The sequence below is a fragment of the Sulfurospirillum halorespirans DSM 13726 genome, assembly GCF_001723605.1.
In the GTDB taxonomy this organism is placed as follows: domain Bacteria; phylum Campylobacterota; class Campylobacteria; order Campylobacterales; family Sulfurospirillaceae; genus Sulfurospirillum; species Sulfurospirillum halorespirans.
Window position 1 is genome coordinate 2,988,039 of sequence record NZ_CP017111.1, and the last position, 14,076, is coordinate 3,002,114.

8 protein-coding genes, 2 tRNA genes and 2 rRNA genes are annotated in these 14,076 nt (G+C 42.4%); 1 reads left to right on the top strand and 11 read right to left on the bottom strand.

What is annotated here, in order from left to right:
• Positions 1 to 115: 115 nt before the first annotated feature.
• From SHALO_RS14995 to SHALO_RS15010, 4 genes are all read right to left on the bottom strand, one after another.
• Positions 116 to 3,029 (bottom strand): 23S ribosomal RNA (locus SHALO_RS14995).
• A gap of 321 nt (positions 3,030 to 3,350) precedes the next feature.
• A tRNA-Ala gene (locus tag SHALO_RS15000) sits at positions 3,351 to 3,426 on the bottom strand.
• Between the two features lies 1 nt (position 3,427).
• Positions 3,428 to 3,504, bottom strand: a tRNA-Ile gene (locus SHALO_RS15005).
• Positions 3,505 to 3,592: 88 nt separating this feature from the next.
• Positions 3,593 to 5,101 (bottom strand): 16S ribosomal RNA (locus SHALO_RS15010).
• The 16S and 23S rRNA genes sit together here with 2 tRNA genes alongside, the layout of an rRNA operon.
• 400 nt (positions 5,102 to 5,501) lie before the next feature.
• On the opposite strand from SHALO_RS15010, the gene SHALO_RS15015 reads away from it, so the two are divergent.
• On the top strand, positions 5,502 to 6,209 hold the full coding sequence (locus tag SHALO_RS15015; protein WP_025346305.1) for a Bax inhibitor-1/YccA family protein: 708 nt from the start codon (positions 5,502 to 5,504) through the stop codon (positions 6,207 to 6,209).
• A gap of 75 nt (positions 6,210 to 6,284) precedes the next feature.
• Here SHALO_RS15015 and SHALO_RS15020 read toward each other — a convergent pair whose 3' ends face one another.
• From SHALO_RS15020 to SHALO_RS15050, 7 genes are all read right to left on the bottom strand, one after another.
• Positions 6,285 to 7,442: a rhodanese-like domain-containing protein gene (locus SHALO_RS15020; protein WP_069479243.1), complete on the bottom strand. Its 1,158-nt coding sequence runs from the start codon at positions 7,440 to 7,442 to the stop codon at positions 6,285 to 6,287.
• Positions 7,443 to 7,470: 28 nt separating this feature from the next.
• Positions 7,471 to 8,736, bottom strand: coding sequence for an NrfD/PsrC family molybdoenzyme membrane anchor subunit (nrfD, locus tag SHALO_RS15025; RefSeq protein WP_025346307.1), 1,266 nt, complete (start codon positions 8,734 to 8,736; stop codon positions 7,471 to 7,473).
• The gene (locus tag SHALO_RS15030; protein ID WP_069479244.1) at positions 8,724 to 9,389 is read right to left on the bottom strand and encodes a 4Fe-4S dicluster domain-containing protein; all 666 of its coding nucleotides are present in this window, start codon (positions 9,387 to 9,389) and stop codon (positions 8,724 to 8,726) included. The genes nrfD and SHALO_RS15030 overlap by 13 nt, the downstream gene beginning before the upstream one ends.
• A 2-nt stretch (positions 9,390 to 9,391) precedes the next feature.
• A complete protein-coding gene (locus SHALO_RS15035; RefSeq protein ID WP_069479245.1) occupies positions 9,392 to 11,815 on the bottom strand; it encodes a molybdopterin-containing oxidoreductase family protein in 2,424 nt (807 codons plus the stop codon).
• Positions 11,816 to 12,171: 356 nt separating this feature from the next.
• A complete protein-coding gene (locus SHALO_RS15040) occupies positions 12,172 to 12,606 on the bottom strand; it encodes a hypothetical protein (protein WP_025346310.1) in 435 nt (144 codons plus the stop codon).
• 156 nt (positions 12,607 to 12,762) lie between these two features.
• Positions 12,763 to 13,674: a LysR family transcriptional regulator gene (locus SHALO_RS15045; RefSeq protein ID WP_069479246.1), complete on the bottom strand. Its 912-nt coding sequence runs from the start codon at positions 13,672 to 13,674 to the stop codon at positions 12,763 to 12,765.
• Between the two features lie 42 nt (positions 13,675 to 13,716).
• A complete protein-coding gene (locus SHALO_RS15050; protein WP_069479247.1) occupies positions 13,717 to 14,037 on the bottom strand; it encodes a hypothetical protein in 321 nt (106 codons plus the stop codon).
• Between the last annotated feature and the right edge of the window lie 39 nt (positions 14,038 to 14,076).

Consider the following 14,076-nt stretch of genomic DNA (forward strand, 5'->3'; position numbering starts at 1 on the left):
ACTCCCATCAGATTACCGCTTAATTCACCATTCTATTGGTGAGTTTTAGTATTGTCTAGTCAACAGAACACTTTACACTTAATAAGGAAGTGAAATAGCATTATCATACGTAATAATATGTAAGCCAAACGACCTATTAGTACTGGTCAGCTAAAGGGCTCTCACCCATTACACACCCAGCCTATCAAACATGTAGTCTTCATGAGGTCTTCAGGGAAAGTTAATCTTGGAGTTGGCTTCCCGCTTAGATGCTTTCAGCGGTTATCACATCCGAACATAGCTACCGGGCGATGCTCTTGGCAGAACAACCCGTACACCAGTGGTTCGTTCAACCCGGTCCTCTCGTACTAGGGTTAACTCTCCTCAACTTTCCTACGCCCACGGCAGATAGGGACCGAACTGTCTCACGACGTTCTGAACCCAGCTCGCGTACCGCTTTAAATGGCGAACAGCCATACCCTTGGGACCTGCTCCAGCCCCAGGATGCGATGAGCCGACATCGAGGTGCCAAACCTCCCCGTCGATGTGAGCTCTTGGGGGAGATCAGCCTGTTATCCCCGGGGTACCTTTTATCCTTTGAGCGATGGCCCTTCCACACAGAACCACCGGATCACTATGACCGACTTTCGTCTCTGCTCGACGTGTATGTCTCACAGTCAAGCTGGCTTGTACCATTATACTCTACGAACGATTTCCAACCGTTCTGAGCCAACCTTTGTAAGCCTCCGTTACTTTTTAGGAGGCGACCGCCCCAGTCAAACTACCCACCAGACATTGTCCTGAACATAGATAATATGTCCCAGTTAGCTATCAGAATAAAGAAGAGTGGTATCTCAACAATGGCTCAGATGCAACTGGCGTCACATCCTCAAAGCCTCCCACCTATCCTGCACATCTTTATCCCAACAGCAGTGTCAAGCTATAGTAAAGGTCCACGGGGTCTTTCCGTCTTGCCGCGGGTAGGAGGAATTTTCACCTCCACTACAATTTCACTGGATTTCTGGTCGAGACAGCTCCCATCTCGTTACGCCATTCATGCAGGTCGATATTTAATCGACAAGGAATTTCGCTACCTTAGGACCGTTATAGTTACGGCCGCCGTTTACTGGGGCTTCGATCAAGAGCTTCGCTTGCGCTAACACCATCAATTAACCTTCCAGCACCGGGCAGGCGTCACACCCTATACATCCTCTTACGAGTTAGCAGAGTGCTGTGTTTTTGGTAAACAGTCGGGAGGGACTCTTTGTTGCAACCTTTTCCGCTTTCGAGAGCAAGTCTCTATACAGAAGGAGGCACACCTTATACCGAAGATACGGTGCTATTTTGCAGAGTTCCTTAACCAGAATTCTTCCACGCGCCTTAGAATACTCATCTCACCCACCTGTGTCGGTTTACGGTACGAGCAATTACAGATATACTTAGAAACTTTTCTTGGCTCGACGGCATCAACGATTCACCATCCACTCCGAAGAGCATCAAGTGCCTGTCAGGTCTCGAATAAAAGATTACGGATTTGCCTGTAATCTAATCTACACCCTTCGAACAACTATTCCATCAGTTGCCTCGTTTAGCCCTAAGCGTCCTTCCATCGCGCTCTATAATTGGTGTTGGAATATTAACCAACTTTCCATCGTCTACCCCTTTCGGACTCGACTTAGGTCCCGACTAACCCTACGATGACGAACATCGCGTAGGAAACCTTGGGTTTTCGGCGAACGGGATTCTCACCCGTTTTATCGCTACTCATGCCTGCATACTCACTTCTAGCCGCTCCAGCGCTCCTTACCGGTACACCTTCAATGCTGACTAGAACGCTCTCCTACCACTYGAAATAAATTTCAAATCTACAGCTTCGGTGGATAACTTTAGCCCCGTTATATTTTCCGCGCAGAATCGCTAGACCAGTGAGCTGTTACGCTTTCTTTAAAGGATGGCTGCTTCTAAGCCAACCTCCTGGTTGTTTGAGCAACTCCACATCGTTTTCCACTGAGTTATCACTTTGGGACCTTAGCTGGTAGTCTGGGTTGTTCCCCTCTTGACGACGCATTTTATCACCCGCCGCCTGACTGCCATGATTACACTATGGGTATTCGGAGTTTGACAGGGTTTGGTACCTTGGTATAGGCCCTAGCCCAATCAGTGCTCTACCCCCCATAATTACAACATGACGCTATACCTAAATATATTTCGGAGAGAACCAGCTATCACGAAGTTTGATTGGCCTTTCACCCCTATCCACAAGTCATCCCAGGACTTTTCAACGTCAACGAGTTCGGTCCTCCACTAGCTCTTACACCAGCTTCAACCTGCTCATGGATAGATCACTTCGCTTCGGGTCTGCAGCATCTGACTAATTCGCCCTATTAAGACTCGCTTTCGCTACGGCTCCGAGTTTTCTTAACCTCGCCAGATACCACAACTCGCAGGCTCATTATGCAAAAGGCAGTCCATCACCCTGATAAATCATAGGGCTCTGAATGATTGTAAGCAAATGGTTTCAGGTTCTATTTCACTCCCCTCACTGGGGTTCTTTTCACCTTTCCCTCACGGTACTGGTTCACTATCGGTCTGTAAGTAGTATTTAGGGTTGGGAGGTGGTCCTCCCGGCTTCAGACAGAATACCACGTGTTCCGCCCTACTCAGGATACTGCTAAGATGAATCTAGATTTCGTATATGGGACTATCACCCGCTATGGTTAACCTTTCCAGGTTACTCTACTACCTATCATCATTCTACAACGCAGTCCTACAACCCCTGTTGCAAGCAACAGGTTTGCCCTCTTCCAAGTTCGCTCGCCGCTACTATCGGAATCTCTATTTGATTTCTCTTCCTCTGGCTACTGAGATGTTTCACTTCACCAGGTTCGCTCCCCGCAGGGTAACTGACATTACTGTCAGCTGGGTTGCCCCATTCGGAAATTTACGGATCAAAGCTTCTTGACAGCTCCCCGTAACTTATCGCAGTCTAGTACGTCCTTCATCGCCTCTTACAGCCTAGGCATCCACCATTCGCTCTTAATAGCTTACCTATTTGTATTCTAATGCACATTTCACTCCCTTATTAAATGTAATTAAACATTAAACAAGTTGTAAATTGTTTTTTTTGCGTTTTGTTGACTTTGACAATAATAAATTAAATAACATCTTTATGTTCTTTCATCAGATAGCAAAGCTATCTTAAAGAACCAAACCTAAAGCACAACGCAAAGCGTCGTATTCTAAATTGTAGAACATAAACTTAGACTAAAAAGTCTAATATAAAAACAATACAAATTGTTCTTATATTAGACGTTGTGTCTTCATTCTCACTAACAATGTCTCTTGGCAATCTTTCACCATCTCTTAAAAAATGGTGGAGAATAGCGGGATCGAACCGCTGACCTCCTGCGTGCAAAGCAGGCGCTCTCCCAGCTGAGCTAATTCCCCATGGTGGGCTTAAGAGGACTCGAACCTCTGACCTTACCCTTATCAGGGGTACGCTCTAACCACCTGAGCTATAAGCCCCTTTTTCATTCAATCTCTCAAAACTAAATAAGCTTCCCTAGCTATGCTCGCCGGAGCACCATTGTGAGATAGTGCCCCTATACTCTAGAAAGGAGGTGATCCAACCGCAGGTTCTCCTACGGTTACCTTGTTACGACTTCACCCCAGTCGCTGAACCCACCGTGGTCGGTAACTAGTTTAGTATTCCGGCTTCGGGTGAATTCAACTCCCATGGTGTGACGGGCGGTGAGTACAAGACCCGGGAACGTATTCACCGTAGCATATCTGATCTACGATTACTAGCGATTCCAGCTTCATGAAGTCGAGTTGCAGACTTCAATCCGAACTGAGACTAGGTTTTAAGATTTGCTCCACTTCGCAGTATCGCGTCTCTTTGTCCTAGCCATTGTAGCACGTGTGTAGCCCTGGCCATAAGGGCCATGATGACTTGACGTCGTCCTCACCTTCCTCCTCCTTACGAAGGCAGTCTGATTAGAGTGCTCAGCCGAACTGTTAGCAACTAATCACGAGGGTTGCGCTCGTTGCGGGACTTAACCCAACATCTCACGACACGAGCTGACGACAGCCGTGCAGCACCTGTCTCTAAGTTCTAGTAAACTAGCACTCCTCTATCTCTAAAGGATTCTTAGGATATCAAGGCCAGGTAAGGTTCTTCGTGTATCTTCGAATTAAACCACATGCTCCACCGCTTGTGCGGGTCCCCGTCTATTCCTTTGAGTTTTAATCTTGCGACCGTACTCCCCAGGCGGCACACTTAATCTGTTAAGTGCATTACTGCAATGACTAGCATCGCAACAACTAGTGTGCATCGTTTAGGGCGTGGACTACCAGGGTATCTAATCCTGTTTGCTCCCCACGCTTTCATGCCTCAGCGTCAATAATGTTCCAGTAGATCGCCTTCGCAATCGGTATTCCTAGTGATATCTACGGATTTTACCCCTACACCACTAATTCCATCTACCTCTCCCATATTCTAGGTAACCAGTTTCGAGAGCAGTTCAACGGTTGAGCCGTTGGATTTCACTCTCGACTTGATTTCCAGCCTACGCATCCTTTACGCCCAGTGATTCCGAGTAACGCTTGCACCCTCCGTATTACCGCGGCTGCTGGCACGGAGTTAGCCGGTGCTTATTCATAGGGTACCGTCATTATCTTCCCCTATAAAAGGAGTTTACACACCGAAATGCGTCATCCTCCACGCGGCGTTGCTGCATCAGAGTTTCCTCCATTGTGCAATATTCCCCACTGCTGCCTCCCGTAGGAGTCTGGACCGTGTCTCAGTTCCAGTGTGCCTGATCATCCTCTCAGACCAGGTATGCGTCATAGCCTTGGTAGGCCATTACCCCACCAACTAGCTGATACAATAAAGCCCCATCCTTTAGCGATAAATCTTTCCCAACTGATCTTAAGATCAGAAGGAGTATGGGGTATTAGCAGTCGTTTCCAACTGTTGTCCCCCACTAAAGGGCAGGTTAGCTATATATTACTCACCCGTGCGCCACTAACTTAATAAGCAAGCTCATTAAGTCCGTTCGACTTGCATGTGTTAAGCACGCCGCCAGCGTTCACTCTGAGCCAGGATCAAACTCTCCATAAAATTTATGAAGTGTCTTCATTTGACTTAAAGTATCTCTTTTTTATTAAAGAGTTGATAATCTCTTTTTTCGCGTCACTGACTAAGGTCGCTTATTTAGATTTCAAAGATTGAATTTGACATTGTTAAAATGGTAATGAACTTGAAGCAAATCCCCTACTTTGGGTGCTTCTCTTTAACCCCGTTCTCTCAAACGAGGACGAAATTATATATCCATACACCTTAAAAGAAGGTTAAAATAAATGCGCAGCTAAGTAGTTTTTTTCTTCCTCTTAATACGATTAATTTTTTGTTTACTCTGTTTCCATATAATAGAGAACTCAAAAATTGCATTCCATCTTTTGAATTGGATAGAATGCGTTTTGATTTAATATGTTTAGTAAACAGTAAAAGGAGAATTAATATGGGACTGTATGACAGAAATTACATACAACAAGGTACGCATGAGAGTACCCATGAGCATACGAGGCTTAATGAAAGTTCATTAGGACTTTTTATCAAACAAACCTATCAGCTCTTTGCGGCTTCATTACTTGCGGCAAGTGCAGGTGCTTATGTCGGAATTGGAATGGCAAGTGCTATTGCTTCTTGGTATTGGGGTCTTGTTATTTTAGAGTTTGTCTTCTTGTTTGGACTTTTTGCGGCTAAAAAGAAAGCTGGCCTGAATATGGTACTTCTTTTTGGTTTCACGTTTTTAACAGGTTTAACACTCACACCGCTTCTTTCGAGCATTCTTGGAATGAAAGGCGGTGCAAGTATTGTGGCAAATGCCTTCATTTTAACAACGGTTGCGTTTGGTGGGCTTTCTGTGTTTGCAATGAATACTAAAAGAGATTTTTCAGCAATGGGTAAAATGTTGTTCATCACATTGATTGTGGTTGTGGTTGCAGGCGTCATTAATATCTTTTTCCATAGCCCAATCTTACAATTAGCCATTGCGAGCGTTAGCTCTATTTTGTTTAGTGCATTTATTCTTTACGATACACAAAACATTATCAGAGGCGCTTATGAAACGCCGATTGAAGGTGCTATTGCTCTGTATTTAGACTTTTTAAATCTCTTTATCTCATTGCTTCAAATTCTTGGAATTTTTGGCTCACGCGACGAATAAGTTCTAGATTAGCTATAAAAAAAGGGGCGAGAGGATTTTATCCTCCGCCCCTTTTTGCGTTTACATGTAAAGCTATTAACCTAAAGGTTCATTGACCTTAATCTCACATTTACTGCTCGTATCACATTTGATATTCGCATCAAAGTAGAAGATCTTACTCACATCAACTTTGGCATCTTTGAGTTTCAAGAAGATCTTACTCACATCAACTTTGGCATCTTTGAGTTTCAAGAAGGCTTCCATAGCTCTTCCTCCTGTCGCACAATTGATAATCACCATTTTACCTTTGGGTAATTTTGCTGCCAATTCTGTTGCTTTTAGTTTCCCTGCTTCAATATTGATAGCCCCTTTTATATGTCCATTAGCATATTCTGCTGCACTTCGTACATCGATAACAGCCACATTTGCGGGTATCTTATCACTGATGATCAGTGCTTTATACCATTCACCGTCTACCGTTCCTTCATCTTCTCCTAGTTTAATTCCTTCTACGAAGGTATCTTTTTTAGGAGCTGTAGCGACTTCTACTTTTTTAGCGCCTGCGGTAGTTTGCAGTTTTGCTTCTTTCCATGCGGGGAGTCCACCTGCGTAGACACTCACTTTTGTGTATCCAAGCTCTAGGAGTTTATTCGCAACCACATGGGATTTATGGCATTCATAGCCTGCACAGAAGGTAATGATCGGTGTTTTTTTATCGGTAGGAAAACGTCCCATTAGGGCTGGCATCTCTTCATCATTCATGTAAAGAGCTCCTGGGATACTCTCTGCCATTGTTTTAGCGTAAGGTCTTGCATCAATCAAGAGGGCACTATTTTTCTTAAAGGCACTCTCAACGACGGGTGTTCCTACTTCAAGGTAATTTTTACTGGCCCATTCTGGTTCACCTGCTTGGTAAAGTTTTACGTTGGTAAAGCCTTTACTTTTTAGGTGACCTGCAACGATTGGACTTTTTTCACAATCCCATCCACCACAGAAGACGATAATCTCTTTATCTTTTGCGACTTTATCCAGTTGTCCTATGTATTTATCAATTTGGGTATCAGGAATATTCAAACTGGAAGGAATCGTTCCTCCTAAGTATTTTGGGTTAGGTCTTGCATCAATCAAGAGGGCTTTAGCGCCACTTCTGGGTCCATTGCCAAGTGTTGCGCCTGTTGTCTCGGGTTGATTCGTACATCCTCCTAGTAGCAATCCTGCTACGATCAGGCTACTCGCTATTACTCTTAGTCTCATTCTCTCTCTCCTTTTTCGGGTTATTGGTTTAATGGTGTTCTCTTAATTCATTCACAGAAAAAAGCGTATCAAAAAGCTTATAAATAACCATCACCACGCCCACAGAGCCAACGACGATAAAAATCTCTCCTAAGTGCGGTGCGACATAATTAAATGATTTAGACAATGCATAAAAATCGTATTTCTCATACCCGAGGCCAAAACGGTTTGACATGGGATTGGCATTGCCTCCATAGACAAAAAGGTACCTTCCCACAAAGCCACCAACAACCACGGAAATGGAAGCGACTAATGTAAATATAGGCTGTCGTGCCTTAACAATACATAAAAAGGGGAGTGCCAATGTCAAAAAGATGTACCCTGTGAAATAGAGATAACGAAAAGGTCCAAAGAGAATCAAAAATGCCCAATCTTTATCGACCGTCATATAACCAAAGATCTCATAAATACCTAAAAGAGAGACGAAAAATAGCATCGCTCTACGAATAAGATCCATCAAGGCTTTATATTCTGCTTTACTGCGATGGGCAAAGAAACTGATGATTCCCATAATACCCAAAGATGAGACAAAAGCAGAGATAATAAAATAAAATGTCAAGAAGGGAAATTCTGTCCAAAGATGACGTGCCGTATTCATGGAAAAAAGTTTCGCTTGAATATAATACTCAATCAAGTCAACCCCAATGCTCAGCACTAAAATAGGCAATGCCAAACGTTTAGCCCACTCTCGTTTGTGCGTTAGAACCAGATAGATTTCAAATAAAACAAAAGGAATATACGTGCAATAAAGTGGCAACATCAACCACATGCCCGCATTAAGATTCGGGGTGAGTACCATCCAAACCATATTGAGCATATTAAGATCGGTCGCAATCGTAAAGAGTCCTGCAAATACCATCGAAATTCCGATGACCATAAAACCTGCGGCTGCTTTAGCTATAAGATTAAAATTCATCAGCTCCGCCAATGCGACTAAAAAAATCACTCCACTCCCCGTATAAATCATGTACATGTAATTCACAATGAAAAGCGTCCAAGGGATATTGCGATTGACCTCGCCAACATCTCCAAAAACGGCTAAACGCATCGCCTCTTTAAGGGCAGGATCGGTTGGATTGAGCCCTGAAGCATGCGCATTAGCGGCTGCACTAAAATAGCGTACATCAAAAATTTCATAAATGCCAATACATGCAAAGACTAGAAGGACATAGCCTAAAAGCATCGTTTTATTGAGCAACAGTTGAACGATACTGATCTTGTTAATATCAAGACCTGCAAACCTTATTTTCTCCATTCTGTACTCCTTCGATTGCGAGCTTGGTCATACATGGGTTTAATATCTTCCCATGTGTGAATAATCGTATTATGCGAAACACTTTGTTTGGCATACGTCTCATCATCTGGCAAAATATAAAAGAGTTTTGGAAGCGTTCCTGTGTACTCTTTTTGAAAGAAAAAACGTTTTGTTTTTAAAAGTTTCACAATGTCGCTATTCTCATCGTCCAAATCGCCAAACGTTCTTACTTTGGTTGGACATGTCGCTTGACACGCGGTCGTACCGCCTTCCACTAATGAGCGGTGATCGCAAAATGTACATTTATCCACAGCAACCATCGTGTCATCCACAAACCGTGCATCATACGGACACGCTTCCATACACCCTTTGCATAAAATACACTTGTGCGCATCCACTTTGACAATGCCTCCCTGTGCAAAATGGCTTGCGTTGGTCGGACACACACTCACACAAGGAGCATCAATACAGTGGTTACACTGCGATGGATAGAGATTGGCGAAGGGTTTGCCAAAAATGGTTCCTTCCACCACACCGATCCAAATACGTTGCTTATCGGCACCCAATTGAACACCGTTTTCCTCTTTACATGCAACCTCACACGCTTTGCAGTTGATACAATTTTGATAATCTAATGCCATTGCATAATTCATCTTCACACCCTCCTAATCGATACGAGTGTTTCATGCATATTGGCACATCCATGTACTGGCTCAATCGTATCTTCAATAATTTCATTATCACTCGCACCATTACGATGCGCAAACGTTAGCCCTTCTGATTTTGCGCCAAACCCATGAATGTAAAAAACAGTTTGTGGCACAATTTTAGGAGTGGGATAAGCTTTAATTTGCACCTGCCCTACGCGACTTGTCACTTCAACCGTATCTCCAAACTGGATGTTTAGCGCTTCGGCTTCTTTGTCATTGATCCACAAATAATTCTCACGCATCAACTCTAAGAGCATGATGTTATTTTGCGTTGCATTTTGGGTGAACTGTGCATGGCGCCCTGTAATAAATTTAAATTTCCCCACGGGAACGTTCACATACTCTTCATCCCTCCATACAGGCATAGGATCAACGCCTTTAGCAACCATACTGCCCAAAAAGCATTCAACTTTTTTATTCGGGGTGTTAAACGAGCGTTTAAGATCAGCAATATCCACAGGATTGACACAAATATCGTGTAAAAAAGCGACAGGATCGTACTCTTCTTCCAACTTCAACACAGAGTAAAACTTTTTATCTTTAGGGTAGTATTCGTACGTATTGTTATCAATCTTTTTAAAGTAGGTGAGCATATTGGGGTAAAAAACACCCTTTTCACGCAAGACTCCCCACGCCTCTTCACCGTATTTTTCAACAAACATATGTTTGTTCGTCTCTTCTTGATCGTGCATAAAAGGCTCTGCTAAATCAAAACCATTTTCTTCATAAAACTCATTTTCATCAGTATCTTCAAGCTCTTCTTGCACATCTTCATCATACTTTTTGGTAATTTCCCACAATGGTTTTGAAAGTTTTTGCGCTAAGCCTCGCATAATTTCATTCACCGGTTTACTCTCATACATAGGCTCAATCACTTTTTCACGTATCGCGATGGAGGGCTCTATCCCTGCAAAAGACTGCACGGGATCTTCTCGCTCCAAGTAAGTACATTCAGGTAAGATGACATCGGCTAGCATTGCGGTATCACTTGGCATCGTGTCGATGACAACGACTAGATCCATCTTTTCAAACATTGTGCGTGTTTTAGCAGAGTTGGGAACGGAGAGCATTGGGTTTTGTTTGTAGACAAACATACCACGGATCGGATAGGGTGATTTGCCCTCTTCGACCATATTGCGCCAACCTACCCATGTACCTGTTGCGCCGACAACTGCAGCTAAATTTTTATCGATTCTAGGTTTGGCGTTGGCGTACATTGGAGCGGTGGTTGTGTGTTCACCCAACGGAAGTTTTTTACCAAAGACAATGCCACCTTTGACATCGATGCCACCGCCAAGCGCTGTAAAAAGTGCCATGGCGCGACGCAGTTGAAAATCATTTTTAGACCATGTCGTTCGTCTTCCTTGGTAATAAACCGCTTGAGGCGCATTTGTCATAAAATCATGCGCAATTTTACATATCGTTGCAGCAGGAACACCTGTAATTTTTTCTGCCCATTCTGGGGTATATTCACTCTCAATGATATGTTTTTTGTATTTATCAAAATCAACAAAGTTTTTGGCAACATAACTTCGGTTGTAAACTTGGTCAATGATCGCAACATAGGTCAGTGCCAATACAAACGCCAAGTCGGTTCCTGGGCGAATTGGAACATAGGTATCAGCGTGCATTGCGGTATTGGTAAAGCGCGGATCGACCACGACCAGTTTCATGCCACGTCCACGGGTGCGTTTAAACATATCCATCGTGTCAGGTGTTAAAATCGCTTCGGCGCGATTGGCACCTGCCATAATGACGTACTTTGCATTTTCCAAATCCGCTTGCCCGTAACCACCAATGGTGAGCGTATAGCCTGAAACAGCGGTTTGCAGACAGATGGTTGAGTGATTAAGGAAATTGGACGATCCAAATTTATCGGACATAAAAGTTTTAAAAGTGTGTTCTGCCAACCCTTCACCGGCACAGTAACCAATACAGGAACGGTTGTCTTTCTCTTCTTCTAAAATTTTGACCAATTTGTCTTTAATATACTCATTCGCCTCTTCCCATGTCGCACGTCTGTATTTGCCTTCCCCTCTCTCTCCTGTTCGAATTAAAGGGTATTTGAGTCGATCAGGATCATACAGGGCATGAATGCCTGCCGCTCCTCTAGCACAGAGCATATTGCGAGATTTGGGGAAATAAGGATTGGGATCTAATTTTGTCACAATGCCATTACGTACATGCGCGATAGCCGCACATTTATTAACACACATTTCACAGATAGTTGGAACTTCCTTCATCAGTGCCACTTGAGGTTTCTCTTTTGAGCTTGCTAGAATGGTTGACGAACTAAACGCCGTTCCACTTGCAATACTCAAGGCGACACTGCCTTGAAGAAATCTCCTTCGTGAGATCTCTACTTTCATTCGTTTTCTCCACTTCAATTTTTAAACATTAGGTTTCAGAAAACCTACTGAAATAACCATTTCATGGATACATTGTAAGAAGAGTTTCTTTATATTATTATTAAACTAAATCATATTTATAAGTTAAACAAATTAATACAAAGACGAAACTCCGATGCAATCGCTTATAAAAAAAATAAAAGAATTTTATAATTTTATTTAACTTAGTAAAAAAAAGTCTTGTTTTTTTGATTTTAGTAAAAAAATAATGACATTTATGAGATTTTTATACCTATTTTTAAATATTCTAAGATACCGTTAAGAGAGGAAAGGTTGCAGAAAGAGGCTAAAGACATTAGCCTCTGATGGTGAAGTATCTATTTTTCACCTGGTTCTTTAGTACAGTTCGCACCATCACCTTTAATGACAACTCGCACACGCTTCTCTTTACCTTTTTGCTGTTCGTTTTCATACAGAAGCTCTCGTATTTCATTTTGAAACGACTCAATACAGTCTTGGCTATTTTTAGTCGTATCCAAAATAAGCACTTTTTCTTCTTTGGGATTTGAAGATGCACTCTTCTCTTGGGCTGCAGCCTTTTGGATCGAAGCATTCAGATCGCACTCCTCTTCTAAAAGCGTATTGATTTTTTGCGTCAGCGCTTCGATGGAGTTATTTTTATCATCGGGGTTGGCATAAAGAATTTTAGTAATCTCATTTTGAAACACTTCCGTACAATCGGCCCGACTCTGGGGATTAGCGCTTATCAATAATGAAGCTAGCAATGGTAAACTAAATATAACTTTTTTCATTTTATCTCCTTTATTTTTAACTATTATATACTATAATTATAAAAATATTTACTTTATTTTATGTTAAATCGTTACATGTAAAGCTTTGTGGTTCAAAAAGAGACGTACGAAGAGGTTTGGAGTCCAAGGAGCGTTTGCAATGCTCCTTGGGTAATGTTAAATTGAGGGTTTAATATCTTGTTTTCGGGTGATAAAATCAAGTGCGCTCGTAATTAGTGCATCTTGAATGCGGTCTTTAAGGTAGCAAATATAAAATTTTCGCATCAAATGAATACCTTTGATCGTGGCGACATGTAATCTTCCGGCCTTCACATCATCTTCGACCATATATTTGGAAAGAATGGAAACCGTTGGAGCCTCGTTGATGTCGGCTTTTAGAAGTGTTTGTTTGATAGTTATTGCGCTGTTAGCGATATTTTTAATCGTAAAATTTTTACAATCTACATCTATTTTGTGAAATGTCTCATAAATGATTTTACGGGTATTAGACTCCTCTTCGCGGCAAATCCACTGCAACCCAAAGAGCTCTTCCTTTTTTAAAGTGCTAGGAAGCGGTGATCTGCTGACAACGACCAACTCATCTTCCATCCATTCACGGTAGAAAATATTGGGATGAAAGGTAGGAGATTCGATGAGCGCTAGATCAACTTTTCGGTTCACCACAAGCTCAGTTAGTTCAACGGAGCTGTTGACTTTGACCATCACTTGGTTGGAGATCACCTCTTGAATATCGTTGAGAAACTCAGGCAAAATATAATTTCCAATCACAGGAGAAGCACCCAAAATAAAGAGCATCTCTTTATTAACCAGACGCAGTACCTCTTTTTCCGTGATCAAAATTTGCTTTTCAAGGCTGAGCAACGCTTGAAAAAGTTCTTCGCCCTCTTTGGTAAGGCTAATGCCACTTTTTTTGCGATCCACGATGGGAATGTTTAAATAATCTTCAAGGAATTTGATCTGTTGGGTAACGGCAGGTTGGCTAATTCCAAGCTTTCTAGAAGCTTTTGAAAAACTTTTTTCTCGCACAACGGTTAAAAACGTCTCTATCTTCGCAAAATCTTTAAACATTCACATCCCTATTTAAACAGTTCTAAATCTATCTCGTATCCATCAATAACATAAAGCCGTATTGCCACTATCGTTCGCAAAATGATAGAGAAAATCGTACAGATGTTTTAGGGAAGCATCGGTTAATGGCTTTGCATCAGGGCACAAAAGAAGCATCTCAGCTTTGAATGTTCCTGCTTCATAAAAGTGTTGCCACTCTTTTTGCGTATGCTTTTTAGCCATCACATTTCCACTAAAACCACAGACCGTGAGCATCTCTTTTTTAAAAATATCTGCACCCATTGTTGCATCCGCAAAACTAGGTGTTGCAAACCAACCAAACGCAACACAAGCGCCTAGAAATACATTTGTAAATTTTACCATGTTTTACTTCTTTTAGTGTAAGCGATCAGAGTGTTTCAT